Below are 17757 nucleotides of genomic sequence, written 5' to 3' on the forward strand. Positions count from 1 at the left end.
TTCTCCTTCAGTCGCGGGGCGACGCCTGGCCAGGCAGGCCGAAATCCTCAGGAAAATGCGTCAGCGCCGATAGCACAGGATAGGGCGTCATGCCGCCCAGCGCGCATAGCGAGCCCGCCATCATTGTGTCGCACAAATCGCGCAGCAGCGTGACCTGCGCCTCGCGCTGGATATTGGCGCGGATGCGGTCCAGTACTTCGACTCCACGCACGGCACCGATGCGGCACGGCGTGCATTTGCCACAGGATTCATGGGCGCAGAACGCCATGGCATGGCGGGCCATGCGGGACAAGTCAACCGTATCATCAAATGCCACAACGCCGCCATGGCCCAGCATGGCAGACAGTTCGGTATAGCGTTCGTAATCCAGCGGCTCGTCCCATTGCGAAGCGGGCAGGTAAGCGCCCAGCGGGCCGCCCACCTGTATCGCGCGCAGCGGCTGGCCGCTTGCACTGCCGCCGCCGTAGTCGAACAACAACTCGCGCAGTGTGATGCCGAAAGCCTTTTCCACCAGGCCGCCGCGCTTCAGGTTGCCGGCCAGTTGAAAGGGCAGTGTGCCGTACGAGCGGCCCATGCCGAAGGACTGGTAATAGGCTGCACCGCGCGCCAGAATAATGGGCACGGTTGCAAGCGAAATGACGTTGTTGATCACGGTGGGCTGGCCGAACAGCCCACTGATGGCCGGCAGCGGCGGCTTGGCGCGCACCATGCCGCGTCTGCCTTCCAGGCTTTCGAGCAGTGCGGTTTCCTCGCCGCAGATATAGGCACCCGCGCCGACGCGCACCTCGATGTCCATGCCGCCCCCGGTACCGTTGCTGCTCACGCCCAACCAGCCTGCGGCGCGTGCACGCGCAATGGCTTCGTCAAGCATTGCTATGGCCAGCGGGTATTCCGACCGCACATAGATATAGCCCTGCCGGGCGCCCACCGCCAGGCCGGCGATTGCCATGCCCTCGATGAGGCTGTAAGGGTCGCCCTCCATCAGCATGCGATCTGAAAAGGTACCAGAGTCGCCTTCGTCGGCATTGCACACGATATATTTGCTGTCCGCAGGTGTTTCCAGTGCGGTTTTCCACTTCAGCCCCGTGGGAAAGGCTGCGCCGCCACGGCCTCGCAGCCCGGATTCGATCACTTCGCGTACGATGGCCTGCGGCGTCATGCCCAGGGCCTTGCGCAAGCCTGCAAAGCCGCCATGCGCTTCGTAGTCCTCGAGCGAGCGCGGATCGGTAATCCCGACGCGTGCAAACGTGAGCCGCTCTTGCTTTTTCAGGTAGGGGATTTCTTCGGTCAGGCCCTGCGACAGTGCGTGTGCGCCGCCCGACAGCCAACTGGCGTCAAAGAGGCCGGGAACATCTTCGGGCGCTACCGGGCCGTAGGCAATACGCCCGGCGATGGTTTCTACTTCGACCATGGGCTCCAGCCACAGCAGGCCGCGCGAGCCGTTGCGCACCACATGCACCGGCAGGCCGCGCTGCGCCGCCTGGTCCTCGATGGCCTGGGCGACGCCGTCCGCGCCCACAGCCACTGCGGCGGTATCGCAGGGTACATAGACGCGTGTTGCACCGGCCTGCGAGGCGGAGGTGGAGGCGATACGCGTCATGGCCGTTCTCCGTATTCAGACAACAGGCGATCCAGCCGTTCAGGGGTGATATGCGCATATGGCCTGCCGTTGACCATCACGGCCGGCGATTGGGCGCACAGGCCAAGGCAGTAAACGGCTTCGAGCGCGACCGCGTCGTCAGCGGAGGTGTGCCCGATGTCGCAACCGAGGCGCTGGCGGGCATGCGCCATCAGCGCCTCCGCACCACAGGCCTGACAGGATTCGGCCTGGCAGATGCGCAGCACAACGGCCGCTGGTGGTGTTTGCCGGAAATCCGGGTAGAAGCTGAGCACCCCCTGGATGTCGGCGCGCGGCAAGCGCAGCGAATGCGCGAGCGCTGACACCGCTTCGGGGGGAACGTAGCCCAGCGCATGCTGGATGTCGTGCAAGATAGGCAGCAGGCTACCCTGTTGGCCCGCATGACGGGCCAGGGCATGGGCGACCGCTGCGTGCCATGGGCCGCCATCGCTTGATTGGCCAGAGGCGGGCGGCAGGATGCGCCCGCCCGCCGGGGCGGCGCCCGCTGCGGGCACGGCGGCTTCATGAGGGGAGGGGCCCTGGCCGGGCGTATGCGCGCTACTGTGCATGATGCGGTCTCCTGGTGGGGGCATGATCGCGGGGGGCCTGCGGGCATATAACGGCACCCGTGCGTGGCGATCTGCACCTTCTGTCTCAGACTATTCTATTATTACTCAGGCACGCCGCTGTGGCGGCGCCATTGCGGGTGTTCGGGCTGGGGTTGGTGCCTATGCCACCTACGGCTACCCACAGATTATGATTGAACTATGAAGACTACAACCAGCGTTCACCATGCAGTATTGCCCGCCAGCTCGGCGCCGGGTGTTCGCCCGGCGGCGCGGCGGCCTGCCGCCGTTTCGGGTCCGGCCAACGATTTGCGCGGCAGGCCGCTGCGCGACTTGCGCATCTCGGTGACCGACCGCTGCAATTTCCGCTGTACCTATTGCATGCCGCGTGAAGTATTCGGCAGCGATTACGTCTTCATGCCGCATGCGGACATGCTCACGTTTGAGGAAATCACGCTGGTCGCCCAGGTTGCCGTGGGCATGGGGGTGCGCAAGCTGCGTCTCACCGGCGGCGAGCCGCTTTTGCGCCGCGACCTCGAAACCCTGGTAGGCATGCTGGCCGCCCTGCGCACGCCCGAAGGCGAACCGGTCGACATCACCCTCACTACCAACGGTACGCTGCTCGAAAAGAAGGCAGCGGCGCTGAAGGCGGCGGGGCTGCAGCGCGTTACCGTCAGTCTCGATGCGCTTGATGACGCGCTGTTCGCGCGCATGAGCGACAGCAAGGTCAGCGTTGCTACGGTGTTGCGCGGCATTGAGGCGGCCGAGCAGGCAGGCCTGGCGCCGCTCAAGGTAAACATGGTGGTGCGCAAGGGCGTCAACGATGCACAGATATTGCCCATGGTCGAACGCTTCCGCCATACGGGCCACATCCTGCGCTTCATCGAATTCATGGATGTCGGCTCCACGAACGGCTGGGATCTGCGCGAGGTAATGACAGGCGATGAGATCCTGGCGCGCATCGGCGAACGCTATCCGCTCGAGCCCGCGCAGGCCGGCTATCGCGGCGAGGTTGCCGCGCGCTGGCGCTATACCGATGGGGGCGGCGAAATCGGCCTTATCACCAGCGTTTCGCGCCCCTTCTGTGGCGACTGTACCCGCGCGCGCCTCTCGCCCGAAGGGCAGCTCTTTCTCTGTCTGTTTGCCAACCGTGGCCACGACCTGCGCGCCCTGGTGCGCAGCGGCGCCAGCGAGGCCGATATCACGGCCCGTATTGCCGCCATCTGGTCGGGCCGCGACGATCATTACTCCGAGATCCGCGGCCGCCAAACCGTGGGCCACAAGATTGAGATGAGCTACATAGGCGGGTAATGGAGCAGGCCTATATGGTCGATCGTGCGGAATACACCGGGCTGGTCCTGGCGGGCGGCCAGGGCACGCGCATGCAGGCGGTTCCGGGCGAACGCGCTGAAAAGGGCCTGGCCCCGCTGCGCGGTGAACCGCTGGTCGCGCATGCCTGCAGGGCACTCGCGCCGCAGGTGGGGCAGCTTATGATCAGTGCCAACCGATGCCTGAAGCAATACGCCGCCTATGCCCCGGTGTTGCCGGACGACCCTTCGCTGGGCGTGGGCCTTGGGCCCTTGGCCGGCATCGAACGCGGGCTGGTGCATGCCGGCACGCCGTGGCTGGCCGTGACGCCCGTCGATGTGCTCAACATACCCAACGACATGGTGGCCCGGCTGGCTATGGCGGCGAGGCGGGCTGGCACCCTGGCCGCGTATGCACTTTACGCTAGAGACGATGTGCGCGATGGCCATCGGGCTCATCCTTTGTGCGCGGTGTTGCACGCCAGCCTGGCACCCAATTTGCGTGTCTGGCTGCAGGGCGGGGATCGCAAGGTGTTGTTGTGGATGGCCCATGCCGGCGCAGTGCCGGTAGTCTTTGAAGGCGAGGGCGTGTTCGTCAACATCAACACACCGCAGGATCTCGAGCGAGCGGCGCTGGGCGAGAAGTAGCCTGGGGGTGGCCCAGTGCGCCTGAAACGCCGGCGCGGCTCTCCCGAGCCGGCTTCGGCGATCAGCAGAAGGCTTGGATGCCTGTCTGGGCGCGGCCCAGGATCAGGGCGTGCACGTCGTGCGTGCCTTCGTAGGTGTTGACCACTTCCAGATTGACCAGGTGGCGGGCCACACCGAACTCGTCGGAAATGCCGTTGCCGCCCAGCATATCGCGAGCCATGCGGGCAATATCCAGCGCCTTGCCGCAGGAGTTGCGCTTCATGATGGAGGTGATTTCGACCGCAGCCGAACCCTCATCCTTCATGCGACCCAGGCGCAGGCAGCCTTGCAGGCCCAACGTGATTTCAGTCTGCATGTCTGCCAGTTTTTTCTGGATCAGTTGGTTGGCGGCGAGCGGGCGACCGAACTGCTTGCGGTCGATTGTGTACTGGCGTGCGGTGTGCCAGCAAGCTTCCGCAGCACCCAGCGCGCCCCAGGCGATGCCAAAGCGCGCCGAATTCAGGCAGGTAAAGGGGCCGCGCAGGCCTGAAACGCCGGGCATCATCTGGTCGGCCGAAACCTCCACCTCGTCCATGACAATTTCGCCGGTGATGGAGGCGCGCAGGCCAACTTTGCCGTGAATGGCGGGGGCGCTCAGACCCTTCATGCCTTTCTCGAGAATGAAGCCGCGGATCTTGCCGTCGTCGTCACCGCCGACAACTTTGGCCCACACCACGAACACGTCCGCGATGGGGGAGTTAGTGATCCACATCTTGTTGCCCGTCAGGCGGTAGCCATCGGCAGTCTTGACCGCGCGAGTTTCCATGCTGCCCGGATCGGAGCCGTGATTGGGTTCGGTAAGGCCGAAACAGCCTATCCACTCGCCGCGCGCCAGCTTGGGCAAGTATTTTTTCTTTTGCGCTTCGCTGCCGAACTCGTTGATGGGTACCATCACCAGCGACGATTGCACGCTCATCATGGAGCGGTAGCCCGAATCCACACGCTCGACTTCGCGCGCGATCAGGCCGTAGCAGACGTAGTTCAGGCCAGCGCCGCCATACTCTTCGGGGATGGTGGAGCCCAGCAGGCCAAGCTCGCCCATTTCGGAGAAGATGGCTGGGTCGGTCTGCTCGTTGCGGAATGCGTTCAGCACGCGTGTGGCGAGCTTGTCTTGCGCATAGGCGTGCGCGGCATCGCGCACCATGCGTTCTTCGTCGGTAAGCTGGCTGTTCAGCAGCAGCGGATCATCCCAGTGAAAAGAGGGGTTGGACGACATGTTTGGGTCTCCGGTAAGGCTGGATTGAGAAATGGTTTTGTGTTCGGGATCGGGCTTGCCCGCTGCTAGCGTCCCATCGCCTGTTCGCGGATGGCGGACAGCGTGGTGGTGGGCGTGATCGCTTCGGGGTCGAGCAGGCAATGCAGGATGGCTGGCTTGCCGCTGGCCAGCGCGCGCTCAAACGCGGGGGCGAATTGTTCGGTGGTTTCGACACGCTCGCCGTGGCCGCCAAAGGCCTGTGCATAGGCGGAAAAGTCGGGGTTGTGCAGTTGTGTGGCGGAAACGCGGCCTGGATAGTTGCGCTCTTGGTGCATGCGGATGGTACCGTACATGCCGTTGTCGAAAATCAGTACGACGATGGGCAGTTGGTACTGTACGGCGGTGGCGAATTCCTGGCCATGCATCATGAAGCAGCCGTCGCCCGCAAAACATACAACGGTTCTGTCGGGGTACATGCGTTTGGCGCCTACGGCTGCTGGCAGACCGTAGCCCATGGAGCCCGAAGTAGGCGCCAACTGCGTACCGTAGCGTGTGAAGGGGTAGAAGCGGTGCAGCCAGGTGGCATAGTTGCCGGCCCCATTGCACATGATGGCGTCGGGCGGCAGCGTACGGGCCAGGTAGGCCATCACTTCACCCATCTGCAGCGCGCCGGGGTTGTGGATGGCGGGTGCATTGGTCCATGCCTTGTAGCTGTCGCGCAGGTGTGCCAGCTCGTCGCCGCGCGAAGCAGGCAGCGGCACGGCCTGGGCCCCGCCTTCGAACACTGCCTGGGCAAAGGCGGTCGGCGATACGTTGATGGCGACATCCGCGCGGTAAACGCGATTGAGTTCGCTGGAATCGGGATGCACATGGACCAGCGCCTGCTTGGGCTCCGGGATGTCGAGCAGCGTGTAGCTCTGGCTGGCGATTTCGGACATCCGCCCGCCCACCAGCAGGATCAGGTCCGCGCTTCGGATGTAGGCCATCATGGCCGGGTTGCTGCCCAGGCCTACGTCGCCGATGAAACAGGGATGCGTAGTGGAGAAGAGCATTTGGCGGCGGAATTGCACGGCCACGGGCAGTTGGCGCGCTTCGGCAAAAGCGGCGAACTGCGCCACCGCCTGCTCGTTCCAGCGCGTGCCGCCCAAAATGGCAACCGGCCGGCTGGCCTTGGCCAGGTGTTCCTCAAGCGCGTTGAGCTGCGCCTGGGTGGGAGCGGCCTCTACCACTTGGTAATGAGGGGCGTCGCCGACGGATACGGTTTCGACCAGGGTGTCTTCCGGGAGGGCGATCACCACTGGCCCGGGGCGGCCCGAGGTGGCTACGTGAAAGGCGCGCGAGATGATTTCGGGGATGCGTTCGGCCTGATCGATCTCGGTGACCCACTTGGCCTGGGTGCCGAACACGGCGCGGTAGTCCATTTCCTGGAAGGCTTCGCGCTCGCGCATGCCGCGCTCGATCTGGCCCACGAACAGGATCATGGGGGTGGAGTCCTGCGATGCGATGTGTATGCCAGCCATAGCGTTGGAGGCTCCCGGGCCGCGTGTGACCATGCAGATGCCGGGGCGGCCGGTAAGCTTGCCGTAGGCGTCGGCCATCATGGCGGCGCCGCCTTCCTGGCGGCATACCGTGACCTCGATCGATGCGTCGTGCAGGCCGTCGAGCACCGCCAGATAGCTTTCGCCGGGCACGCAGAAAACGTGGTCCACACCCTGCGCGACGAGTTGGTCTACGAGTACATGGCCGGCCATGCGGGCCTGGGAAGATGCGGCGGTGACAGCGTTCATGGCATGTTCTTATGCAAAGAAGATTCGTGGAAGGCACTGGCTTCCCGGTTAATGTACCGAGAATAATGTGCGTATGGCGCACAATGCAATTGATAAAATTGCACAATGTCTTGCCTATTATGCAAGATTGACGCATTCCTGGCAGCAGTCTGCATCAATTCGGTGCTATCCGGGGCTGGACAGCCCAAGTTCCAGCGCCCGGCGATGCGTGCAAAGGGGGCAATACTGGCGCGGTGGCCGGACAAGGAGTGTGAGATGCGTAATGGTGTACCCAATCTGGGGGCGTTGCAGGCATTCGAGGCCACGGCGCGGCTCGGGTCGTTCTCGCGCGCGGCCGAAGAGCTGGCGCTGACGCACAGCGCCGTCTATCGCCAGGTAACGGGGCTGGAAGAGCGCCTGGGTGTGCAATTGCTGACGCGGGTGCGGCGGCGTGTTGCGCTGACCGACGCGGGGGCGGAGTACGCCGCCCGCGTGCGGCACCATTTGGAACAAATCGAGAAGGACACGCTGGGCCTGGTGTCGCGCGCAGGGTTGGGGCGAAGCCTGCACATTGCGGTCCTGCCCACCTTGGCCACCACTTGGCTCATTCCCCGCCTGGCAAGTTTCAAGCGACTGCATGGCGATATTGCAGTCAGCCTGTCCGCGCGCACATTGCCGTTCCAGTTCAAGGATCACCCCTTCGATGCTGCGATTTACCATTCCAGCCAGGTCTGGCCGCATGCCACGGGCTTTAAATTGTTCGATGAACAAGCCTTGGTGCCTGTATGCGAGCCGAGTGTACGCGCTGCGGGCGGCGGGCTGGAGGGCCTGACGCACTTGCACATGTTGTCCCGGCCGGATGCCTGGCGCTACTGGTACGATGCCCAGGGGATGGCATACCAGCCATCCATAGGCGCGGGGCCGCGCTATGAACTGTTCACCATGGTGCGGGCAGCTGTCGAGGCTGGCATGGGCGTGGGGCTCATTCCGATGTTTCTTGCCGAGCCCGGCCTGCGCGCGGGCAGCCTGGTTTGCCCGGTGCAGGGCGTGTTAGAGGTGCCCGATGCTTATTATTTCAGCTACCCGGCCGACCGCGAATGTTCCGAGGCGCTGGCGCTGTTCGATGCCTGGCTGCGCCAAGAAACCGAGGCGGGCCGGAGCGGCGGTTTGTAACGGAGATGTCGCGGGCCAAAGGGGCGGCGGTGGCGAGGGGCGTTGCAGCGTATTGCAGAGGCCGTATTGCGCAGGCGTATCGTAGCGGCAGCCGTATCGCGGCAGCCGTATCGCAGTAGTCCTGTCGCGGTGGCGGTATTGCAGAGGGAGACGGAGAAATGATCTGGGGAAGGGCGGTCTTTCCGCCGCGCAGCCTATGTGGCGCCGATGTTCATCGAAATGTGGCGTATCGCGTATTGTGGCGCGCCGGTCGGCCAGGGCACCTGCTGTCGCTTGCTTTGCTGGCGTTGACGGTTGCCGCGGGCAATGTGCAAGCCGCGCCGGAGGCCGATCGCAATCCCGAGGCGGCCACGGGTGCCCAGGCGCGCGCGGCCGCACATGCATCGCAGTATATGGCCAGTACGGCCAACCCCCACGCGACACGCGCCGCTGAGCGCATGCTGGCTCAGGGTGGCAGCGCGATCGATGCCGCGATTGCAGCACAAATGGTGCTAACGCTGGTAGAGCCGCAATCATCGGGCATAGGCGGCGGTGCTTTCATCGTCACTTACGACAATGCCAGCGGCCGCATGCAGGCCTACGACGGGCGCGAAACCGCACCTGCCGCCGCGCGCGTAGGCCGCTTCACAAAAGACGGCAAGCCTCTGCCGTTCGAAGAGGCCGTCAACAGCGGTCTGTCGGTTGGTGTGCCCGGTGTGGTGCGCGCCCTGGCGTTGGCGCACCACACGGAAGGCCACCTGCCCTGGGCTGTGTTGTTCCAGCCCGCCATTACGTTGGCTCAAAATGGTTTCGAAGTATCGCCCCGCCTTCATGCACTGCTGGCTGATGACAAGGCCTTGCGTGCGCAGCCTGCCGCCGCGGCCTATTTTTACGACGCCGCAGGGCAGCCATGGCCGGTTGGTCATGTGCTGAAGAACCCGGCGCTGGCACGCACGCTGGGCATTGTTGCGCAGCAAGGGGCCGACGCTTTCTACACAGGTGAAATCGCCGAACATATCGTGGCGGCAGTTCGGGCGCACCCCGTTCCAGGTGACCTGACGGCGGCGGATCTGCAGGCATACCAGGCCAAGGCGCGCGATCCGCTCTGTGCGCCTTACCGTGTCTACACAATATGCGGCATGCCGCCGCCCAGTTCGGGCCCGCTGGCCGTGATGCAGATGCTGGGCATTCTTGCCCACACGCCCATCGCCACGGTGCCGCCGGTCTCGGCGCAGGCAGTGCACTGGTTCTCTGAAGCCGGCCGGCTGGCTTTTGCGGACCGCGACCGCTACGTGGCTGATCCGGATTTTGTCGACGTGCCCGCACGGGCCATGTTGGATCCTGGGTATCTGGCCCAGCGGGCATCGTTGATCGACCCGATGCACAGCATGGGCACCGCGCAACCCGGCGACCCTGTCGGCCTGTTGCGCCGGCGCGGCGTGGACGCGACCGTGTCACTCCCATCCACCAGCCATCTGTCTATTGTGGATGCCGACGGCAACGCAGTGTCCATGACAACGTCTATTGAACAGGCCTTCGGCAGCAAGCTGTTTGTGGACGGCTTTTTACTCAACAATCAACTGACTGATTTTTCGCTGTCGGGCGTAGATGCCGATGGCAAGCCGGTGGCCAATCGGGTAGAGCCGGGCAAGCGCCCACGCAGCTCAATGTCGCCCGTCATGGTGCTCAAGGGTAGCAAGCCGGTGTTGGTGATCGGTTCGCCTGGTGGCTCGTCCATCATCAACTATGTGGCCAAGGCGACGCTGGGCGTGCTGGACTGGGGGCTCGATGTGCAGCGGGCCATCAGCCTGCCTAACTACGGCAGTCGCAACCGCGCCACCGAGCTGGAGCGCGGCACGGCGCTGCATGACTTGATCGAGCCTTTGCGGGCCATGGGGCACGAAGTGAAGGAAATCGACCTGCCCAGCGGGCTGCAGGGCGTGTCGATTACGCCCCGCGGCCTGGTGGGGGGCGCGGACCCGCGCCGCGAGGGCGTAGCGCAGGGCCGCTGAGCGCTCAGTTGAAGACGACGGTGCGCTGGCCGTTGAGCAGGATACGGTGCTCGACATGCCAACGCACTGCGCGCGACAGCACCAGCGACTCGATGTCACTGCCAGTCTGGGTGAGGTCCGACGGGCTCATGGCGTGGTGTACGCGCTCAATGTCCTGTTCGATGATGGGGCCCTCATCCAAGTCTGCCGTCACGTAATGGGCGGTGGCGCCGATGATTTTCACGCCGCGTGTATGCGCCTGGTGATAGGGCCGCGCGCCCTTGAAGCTGGGCAGAAAGCTGTGGTGGATGTTGATGGCCCGCCCCGATAATGCCCGGCACAGGTCATTGGACAGTATCTGCATGTAGCGCGCCAACACCACCAGGTCGACGTTCAAGGTTTCGACCAGATCCAGGATCTGTGCTTCCTGCCGCGCCTTGGTGTCGGGCGTGACCGGCAGATGGTGAAAGGGCAGGCCGTAGGCGCGCGCCATATTTCCCAGGTCGGGGTGGTTCGAGGCCACTGCGGCGATTTCGACGGGGAGTTGCCCGGCGTGTACGCGGAACAGCAGATCGTTCAGGCAATGGCCCTGCTTGCTGACCATGATCAGCACCCTGGCCTTGCGCTGTGCATCGTAGATGTTGGCCTGCATGGAGAACTTGTGTGCAACTGGGGCGAATGCCTGCTCCAGCTCGGTGGCGCCGGCGGCGTCGGGCAGCACAAAATGCACGCGCAGGAAGAAACGCTGCTGCTCTTGGTCGCCAAACTGCTGGGCGTCGATGATATTGCCCTGGCGTTCGAGCAGCCAGGCGCTGACTGCATGCACAATCCCTGTACGGTCGGGGCACGATAGCGTAAGAATATAGTCGTTCATCAGATATCCGAAAATATGTCGGAAGCGTTGCCCTGAGGGGGTGAACGCTACCTTGTGTCGTGCGGGGTGGCGCCGCGATCAGGCCGGCTTGGGCGCGTTGAGCGCGGCGCAGGTTTCGCGGGCGATGGCCAGGCAGGCCGTCAGCCCCGGCGATTCGATGCCGAACAGGTTGACCAGGCCACCGATGCCGTGCGTGGCCGGGCCCGCGATCACAAAATCGGCGGCGGGTTCGCCCGCACCCACGATCTTGGGCCGGATGCCGGTATAACCGGGGTTCAGCGCGCCGTCCGGCAGGGCGGGCCAGTAGCTGCGCACGGCCTCATAGAAGCTGTCGCCGCGGTGAGGATCGAGGGTGTAGTCTTCGTCCGGCACCCATTCGGTATCGGGGCCGAACTTTGCCTGGCCGCCCAGATCCAGCGTAAGGTGCACGCCCAGCCCGGCATGGTCTGGCATAGGGTAGATCAGGTGGCTGAAGGGTGCGCGGCCAGACAAGGTGAAATAGCTGCCCTTGCAGTAGTACGCCTGAGGGATGTGGGATTCGGGCTGGCCGGCCAAGGCGCGGGCCGTGGCCGGCGCCGACAGGCCAGTGGCGTTGATGACGCAATTTGCCGTGAGCGTCATGGCTTCGGCGCCAGAGAACGCCAGCTCAAAAGTGCCGTCCGGCAGTACGCGCCCGCTGCTGAAGGCGGTGTGGAACACGCATTGCGCCCCATGGTTTTCGGCGTCGCCCTGCAGGGCCAGCATCAGACCGTGGCTGTCGACGATGCCAGTGGAGGGGGAAACCAGCGCAGCATCGCAGCGCAGGGCAGGCTCGAGTTCACGCGCCTGCGCGCCGCTGATGCGGTACAGATCGTCCACGCCATTCAGACGCGCGCGTTCGGCGATTTTGTCCAGGCCGGCGCTCTGCTCAGGCGTGGCCGCCACGATCAGCTTGCCCAGGCGCTTGTGCGGGATGCCGCGTTCGGCACAGTAGTCGTACAGCATCTGCTTGCCTTCGACGCACAGTCGGGCCTTCAAGCTGCCCTGGGGATAGTAAATGCCTGCGTGGATGACTTCGGAATTTCGGGAGCTGGTGCCGGTGCCGATGGCTTCGGTTTTCTCGACAACCAGCACTTCGCGGCCCGCGAGCGCCAGTTCGCGCGCGATGGCAAGGCCGACAACACCGGCGCCGAGAACCACGCAATCTATATCTGTTGCCATAATATTGATAATGAGCAGTCTGAGCTGAGTCTGAAAAGTTTATAGGGGTTGAAGTGTCTGCGTTCTGAAGGCTCGGAAAGCGCTGCAGTAAAGACGGAAAACCGCTGCAGCGTGCACCGCGCATGGGGTGGACATTGGCGGTTAATGGCTGGACAACGGCTCGCTCGATGGCGTGAGATCGAAATCGCCTGCATGGTACACCAAGGGCTGGCTGAAACCGCGTTCGCAGCGCTCAACCTGCCCGATGAAAACAATGTGGTCGCCCGCTTCGTAGTGTGTGAGGTTGTAGCACTCAAACCAGGCGGCCGTGTCGGGATCGGCGAGCATAAGTGTGCCGCCCGGCGCGCGCTTGAGCGCCAGGCCCTTGAAACGTTCGGCCTGGGGGCCTTGGGCGAAGCGCCGCGCCAGCGCCAGTTGGCTGGCGGCCAGTACGTGCACAACGTAGCGCTGCGCGCCAAGAAAATGCGGCAGCGTCGAGGCTTTGCGCGTGAGTGACCACAACACCAGCGGCGGATCCAGCGACACAGAGTTGAAGGAGCTGATCGTCAGCCCCAGCGGCCGGGCGTCCGGCTGCGATTCAGCGGTGATGACCGTGACACCTGTGGCGAAACGGCCCAGTGCGGACCGAAAGTACAAGGTGTCGAAATCATGGGGGATAACTGGCATGCGCGGTACCGGGTGATGGCCGGGCGTCAGGGCGCGAGGCGCTGCAGTGTCCAGTTGCCCTCATCGCGCCGGAAAGCGATGCGATCGTGCAGCCGCGAGGGGCGGCCTTGCCAGAACTCCATGTAGTCTGGAACAAGCCGGTAGCCGCCCCAGTGGTCGGGCCGGGTGGGGTGCTCGCCCAGAGACACGCTCAGTGATGCAAGGCGTGCCTGGAGTGCTTCGTGCGAAATGGGCTGGCTTTGCGGCGACACCCAGGCACCGATGCGGGAGCCCAGCGGCCGGCTGTTGTAGTATGCGTCGGATTCTTGTGCGCTGACCTTGTCAACCACGCCTTCGATACGCACCTGCCGCTCGAGCGCGGGCCAGAAGAACAGCAGGCTGGCCTTCGGGTTGTCGTCGAGTTCGTGCCCCTTGCGTGACAGATAATTGGTATAGAAGACGAAACCGCTCGGGTCGAAGCCCTTGAGCAACACGATGCGTGCCGAAGGCCGGCCATCGGCCGTGGCAGTGGCCAGCGTCATGGCGGTGGGCTCGGGTACCTGCGCCTGCAAGGCCTCGTCGAGCCAGAGGGAGAACTGATCGAACGGAGTGCTTGCCAGATTGCTTTCGAGCAACTCGAATTTTTCGTACTTCTGGCGGATATCTGCGACGGACATGATAGTGGCGGCAAGTTGTGTCAACGCTATAGTTTACCCGCATGCCGGCCCTGGGGGGCGATAGAGCAACGGTGGGTTACACGGCTGCGTGCAACTGCCTGACAAGTGCCTGCAGCCGCTTGTCGTGGATGTTCGATCGCTGCAGCGCCTGTGCGGTTTCGATTACGTATTCCATACAGGGGCCGTAACTGCCATGGGCGCTGCGCACAATGTGCAGCAGATGCTCATCGGACAGACCGCGTACATAGGCATCTGTATTGCGGTTCATCACAAAAGCCAGCGCTGTGACATGGCCGGCGTCGGTCCGGCAGGTGATCCACTTGGGCAGATAAGCGCCGCTGGGCATTTCGCGTCGCCACAGGGCCTCCATGTCTTCGCGCACCCGTTCGGCGGGGATGCGGAATACGACCCCGCGGCACGAGCCGCCAGTATCCAGCCCAAACACCAGTCCGGGCCGGTCAGGTGTGCCCCGGTTGACGCGTGACCACAGGCATAGCGCGCGGTGATAGCCGTGCAACAGGCCAATGCGTTTTTCGGCGAAGTCGAACTCGGGCCTCCAGATCAGCGAGCCGTAGCCATATACCCAGACATCCTGGTCGGGATCCCACTGCGAAAGTGAGGCCTGGAGTGAAGCGTGGCGCTCGGCGTCGGTGAGCAGACGAAAACTGCCGGCGCAGGGTATGGAAGGCGTAGCTGAAACAGAGATCGTGTCCACGTTGCGAAATACCTCGTTGAAAAGAGGCCTATGCGATAACTGTTGATCACAACCGCCGCCAATATGGCGACACGTTGCTTGAAGACGGGATGTTTTCTATTTTAAGACAGCCGTGCCGCGCGTATCGTTCCCGCGTCAGCAGTGTTGCTTTTTTGCTTATGCCGCGCTGCGAGTCGCATGCGGGGTTGGCAGTAAACTCTGTCCTATGACCGCCCCTGACGCCTTATTTAATACGACCGGCATCGCCGGCGCCGCAAACACTGCTGACATTGAGCGCCGCTTCGGCGGCCTCGAGCGCTTGTATGGCCCCATGGGTGTCGCGCGCCTGCGCGGCGCCCGCATACTGGTGGCCGGCATCGGCGGTGTGGGTTCCTGGTGCGCCGAGGCGCTGGCGCGGTCGGGCATCGGCGGCCTGGCGCTGGCCGATCTCGATCATGTGGCCGAATCCAACGTCAATCGCCAGATCCACGCCCTGACCGAAACGCTTGGCCAAGCCAAGATCCTGGCCATGGCGCAGCGCGTGCACGGCATCAACCCGGCCTGCACCATGCAATTGATTGACGATTTCGTTGAGCCGGGTAATGTTGCCGAACTGTTTGCGGGCGGCATCGACATGGTGATCGATTGCACTGACCAGGCCCAGGCCAAGATCGCAATGATTCTCGAAGCCCGGCGCCAAGGCCTTCCCATCGTGGTGTGTGGCGGGGCGGGCGGCAAGACCAATCCGCTCACCCTGCGGGCCGGAGATCTCTCGCAAGCCGTCAACGATGCTTTGCTGGCCAAGCTGCGCAACACGCTGCGCCGCCAGCATGGTTATCCCAAGGCAGCGCCGGCGGCGGGCAAGGTAAAAAAACGTGTGCCGCGCATGGGGGTGCGGGCCCTCTGGTTCGACCAGCAGGCCGTGTTGCCTGAGCTATGGCTGCGGCCGGTCGAAATCACGGCCCTTGCGGAGGCGCCTGCGCATGATCGCGACGAGCTGGGCCAATTGGCGGCCCATGCGCCACAAGGTGCGGCGCTGCAGGGGCTGTCGTGCGCGGGGTATGGCTCGGCCGTGACGGTCACTGCCACCATGGGTATGGCTGCGGCGCACGAAGCCATTCATTATTTGCTGCATGGGCGTTTTGCGGCATGAAAACACGCGGGACGGCAGCGGGGGCGTTGTCCGTGTGGGCGTTCGGCGTCGGCCAGCAAGCACGATGAAACAGTGAGCAGGCAAGAGCGGAGGCTTGCCTGCGCCTGCAGTGCTCACCGCCAGCGCGTCGTGGCGCGGATGAGGCGTGCGGTCAGCCAGCCGCGCAGGGCATTGGATACACGCAGCGCAGGCGCGTTTTCGAGGTCGTCGCGGCTGATGCGCGCCTCGCGCACCAGGCCCTGGTCCAGCAGGCTCTGGCGCATCACACCCGGCAGCAGGCCGCACGACACCGGCGGCGTCAGCCAGTTGCCTTCATCGTCCTGCACGTAGATGTTCGACCGGCTTCCTTCGCATACCTCACCGTGCGCGTTGCAGAAGATCACGTCGAACACATTGGGGTGTACGGCCAGCCACTCCTGGGCCTCTTCGTACCATGGCCGGTACGTGGACTTGTGGGCGAGATAAAGCTGTTCTGCCTTGCGCGGCCGCGTGTCCAGGCGCAGTTGGACGGGCTCGGGCGTGGGCGGAAGTGGGCCGAATGTCAGGGAGTACACGCCGTTGCGGTCGACCAACAGGCGCAGCCTGTGCGAGGAGGTGGGGTCGAGGCCGGCGGACAGGCGGCCGATGTCCATGAACAGCCGCTCGCCGGGCCAGCGATAGCCAAGCGCCGCACAGGAGGCTTCGAGCCGCTTGCGATGCCAGGGAAGTAGCGGCAACGACGGGCCCGGATCGACCCGCATGGTTTCGATGAGCTGGATGTCCGCGTCGTTCATGGCAGAGGCCTTCCTCGTTATGCGTGAGAGTCCGCTGGGCAGGTATATTTATCATACTGTATCCGCATGGTGGGTACATGCTCGTGTGGTCGTAAGCCGGGGTAATTCCGGGGGCGCTAAGCCTGGGCATTGATGGGCCGATCGACTCGGCCCGCTGTCTGCCGACCTGCAAGCGGTTCTGGCCAAGGCGGCATTTGGATAGCGTGCCGGCTTGCATGCTGCGCGCATGTGCGCCGATCACGATTGCGGGGGCACCTGCTCAATCCACAAAGGCGATGGGTGTGGGCCTGGCGGCCCCCAGCCCCAGCACCCGCGCCTTCCACAGGCACTCTTCCCATTCCTGGGCGGGGTCAGAGTCGTATACGATGCCGCCGCCGACACCCAGCACGCCATGGCCCGGGCGCTCATTCGGCATCTCGATGGTGCGGATGGCGACGTTCAGGGAACAGTCGCCATCGGGCGCCAGCCAGCCAATGCTGCCGCAGTAAATGCCGCGTGGGGCGATCTCCAGTGCCTGGATCTTGCGCATGGCTGCGATCTTCGGCGCGCCTGTGATAGAGCCGCAGGGAAACAGCGCACGCAGCAAGGCCGGCAAGCTGGCGTCAGGCGCACGGGCGCTGATGGTGGAGGTAAGCTGCCATACCGACGGGTAGGCCTCTAGAGAAAAAAGGGCGTCCACGTTGACGGATCCTGGCGTGGCCAGGCGTCCCAAGTCATTGCGCAGCAGGTCGACGATCATCAGGTTTTCGGCGCGGTTCTTGTTGCTGCCAAGCAAGGCCGTGCCCGCCAGCCTGTCCTGCGCGGCGTCGGTATGGCGCGGCGCCGTGCCTTTCATGGGCCTGACGGTGATCCGATCACCGCGGCGTTCGAAGAATAATTCAGGCGAAAGCGAAAGTACCGCGCGGCGCCCGTCCTCGATATAGGCCGCATGTGCCGCGCGATGATGTGCGGCCAGTTGGCGGTACAGATCGCGCGGTGCCATGTCGGTCTGCAGTGCGATCGGAAACGTGAAGTTGGCTTGGTAGAGTTCACCGTTGGCGATGGCGGCGCGCAGCGCATCGACGGCGGCCAGGTACTCGCCCCGCCGCATCAGCGCGTGTGCGCGCAGGTCGAAGGGCGCGGTGTTGGGGGGCGCTTGCCAGGGCGTGGTCTGGCGCGCCGCGCCAAACACCAGGGCGGTAAGGGGGGCAGCGTCGCTGCCTGTGCTGGCGCCCACGTCTGTTGCAGCCGCTGCGGATCGGACTGGTGAGTTCGGCGCCGCCGATGCGGCGGGCTCCAACCATGCACCCAGTTCGTAATCCAGCAGCAGCGCTACCCACAGCCCGCGGCGCTGGGCGGCTTCGATGCGGGCCAGCGCCTCGTCCAGCTCACTGGCTGTGTGGACGGCGATGCGTTCGCGGAAGTCTTCCAGCACCAGTGCACGATCCGCCAAGCGGTCTTCGAAACGACAAAGCATGGT

At 64.2% G+C, this 17757-nt stretch carries 16 protein-coding genes; 5 read left to right on the top strand and 11 right to left on the bottom strand.

Features of this window, described 5'->3' with window-relative positions; translation table 11 throughout:
• Nucleotides 1-7: 7 nt before the first annotated feature.
• Both LOL23_RS10725 and LOL23_RS10730 read right to left on the bottom strand, forming a co-directional pair.
• On the bottom strand, nucleotides 8-1600 hold the full coding sequence (locus tag LOL23_RS10725; RefSeq protein ID WP_160981497.1) for a formate dehydrogenase beta subunit: 1593 nt from the start codon (nucleotides 1598-1600) through the stop codon (nucleotides 8-10).
• Entirely contained in the window at nucleotides 1597-2187 is a 591-nt protein-coding gene (locus tag LOL23_RS10730; protein ID WP_160981495.1) for a formate dehydrogenase subunit gamma, read from the bottom strand. Before LOL23_RS10730 ends, LOL23_RS10725 begins: the two co-directional genes overlap by 4 nt.
• Before the next feature lie 198 nt (nucleotides 2188-2385).
• On the opposite strand from LOL23_RS10730, the gene moaA reads away from it, so the two are divergent.
• Together moaA and mobA are read left to right on the top strand one after the other, a co-directional pair.
• Nucleotides 2386-3495: a GTP 3',8-cyclase MoaA gene (gene moaA / locus LOL23_RS10735; RefSeq protein ID WP_237173575.1), complete on the top strand. Its 1110-nt coding sequence runs from the start codon at nucleotides 2386-2388 to the stop codon at nucleotides 3493-3495.
• Complete coding sequence (mobA, locus tag LOL23_RS10740; protein WP_237173576.1) at nucleotides 3495-4139, top strand: molybdenum cofactor guanylyltransferase MobA; 645 nt, start codon at nucleotides 3495-3497, stop codon at nucleotides 4137-4139. The genes moaA and mobA overlap by 1 nt, the downstream gene beginning before the upstream one ends.
• 61 nt (nucleotides 4140-4200) lie before the next feature.
• On the opposite strand, the gene LOL23_RS10745 is transcribed toward mobA, so the two are convergent.
• The gene (locus tag LOL23_RS10745; RefSeq protein WP_160981491.1) at nucleotides 4201-5394 is read right to left on the bottom strand and encodes an acyl-CoA dehydrogenase; all 1194 of its coding nucleotides are present in this window, start codon (nucleotides 5392-5394) and stop codon (nucleotides 4201-4203) included.
• A 65-nt stretch (nucleotides 5395-5459) separates the two neighbouring features.
• Nucleotides 5460-7160, bottom strand: coding sequence for a thiamine pyrophosphate-binding protein (locus LOL23_RS10750; protein ID WP_237173577.1), 1701 nt, complete (start codon nucleotides 7158-7160; stop codon nucleotides 5460-5462).
• Nucleotides 7161-7415: 255 nt separating this feature from the next.
• On the opposite strand from LOL23_RS10750, the gene LOL23_RS10755 reads away from it, so the two are divergent.
• Together LOL23_RS10755 and ggt are read left to right on the top strand one after the other, a co-directional pair.
• Nucleotides 7416-8312, top strand: a complete 897-nt coding sequence (locus LOL23_RS10755) for a LysR substrate-binding domain-containing protein (RefSeq protein WP_237173578.1) — start codon at nucleotides 7416-7418, stop codon at nucleotides 8310-8312.
• A 158-nt stretch (nucleotides 8313-8470) separates the two neighbouring features.
• Entirely contained in the window at nucleotides 8471-10303 is a 1833-nt protein-coding gene (gene ggt, locus LOL23_RS10760) for a gamma-glutamyltransferase (protein ID WP_160981487.1), read from the top strand.
• A gap of 4 nt (nucleotides 10304-10307) precedes the next feature.
• Here the strand turns inward: ggt and purU are convergent, their stop codons facing one another.
• The 5 genes from purU to LOL23_RS10785 form a co-directional block, all read right to left on the bottom strand.
• Entirely contained in the window at nucleotides 10308-11156 is an 849-nt protein-coding gene (gene purU / locus LOL23_RS10765; protein ID WP_160981485.1) for a formyltetrahydrofolate deformylase, read from the bottom strand.
• Nucleotides 11157-11234: 78 nt separating this feature from the next.
• Complete coding sequence (locus LOL23_RS10770) at nucleotides 11235-12356, bottom strand: NAD(P)/FAD-dependent oxidoreductase (protein ID WP_160981483.1); 1122 nt, start codon at nucleotides 12354-12356, stop codon at nucleotides 11235-11237.
• A gap of 141 nt (nucleotides 12357-12497) precedes the next feature.
• A complete protein-coding gene (locus tag LOL23_RS10775; protein ID WP_160981481.1) occupies nucleotides 12498-13022 on the bottom strand; it encodes a flavin reductase family protein in 525 nt (174 codons plus the stop codon).
• A 26-nt stretch (nucleotides 13023-13048) separates the two neighbouring features.
• A complete protein-coding gene (gene pdxH, locus LOL23_RS10780; protein WP_160981479.1) occupies nucleotides 13049-13678 on the bottom strand; it encodes a pyridoxamine 5'-phosphate oxidase in 630 nt (209 codons plus the stop codon).
• A 76-nt stretch (nucleotides 13679-13754) separates the two neighbouring features.
• The gene (locus tag LOL23_RS10785) at nucleotides 13755-14393 is read right to left on the bottom strand and encodes a gamma-glutamylcyclotransferase (RefSeq protein ID WP_160981477.1); all 639 of its coding nucleotides are present in this window, start codon (nucleotides 14391-14393) and stop codon (nucleotides 13755-13757) included.
• 205 nt (nucleotides 14394-14598) lie between these two features.
• Here LOL23_RS10785 and LOL23_RS10790 point away from each other — a divergent pair, with 205 nt between their 5' ends.
• The gene (locus LOL23_RS10790) at nucleotides 14599-15525 is read left to right on the top strand and encodes a tRNA threonylcarbamoyladenosine dehydratase (protein ID WP_160981475.1); all 927 of its coding nucleotides are present in this window, start codon (nucleotides 14599-14601) and stop codon (nucleotides 15523-15525) included.
• A gap of 113 nt (nucleotides 15526-15638) precedes the next feature.
• On the opposite strand, the gene LOL23_RS10795 is transcribed toward LOL23_RS10790, so the two are convergent.
• Both LOL23_RS10795 and pabB read right to left on the bottom strand, forming a co-directional pair.
• Nucleotides 15639-16298, bottom strand: coding sequence for an aminotransferase class IV (locus LOL23_RS10795; protein ID WP_160981473.1), 660 nt, complete (start codon nucleotides 16296-16298; stop codon nucleotides 15639-15641).
• 259 nt (nucleotides 16299-16557) lie between these two features.
• Complete coding sequence (pabB, locus tag LOL23_RS10800) at nucleotides 16558-17754, bottom strand: aminodeoxychorismate synthase component I (protein ID WP_160981471.1); 1197 nt, start codon at nucleotides 17752-17754, stop codon at nucleotides 16558-16560.
• Nucleotides 17755-17757 lie beyond the last annotated feature (3 nt).

This window comes from Paracandidimonas lactea, assembly GCF_021653995.1.
In the GTDB taxonomy this organism is placed as follows: domain Bacteria; phylum Pseudomonadota; class Gammaproteobacteria; order Burkholderiales; family Burkholderiaceae_B; genus Allopusillimonas; species Allopusillimonas lactea.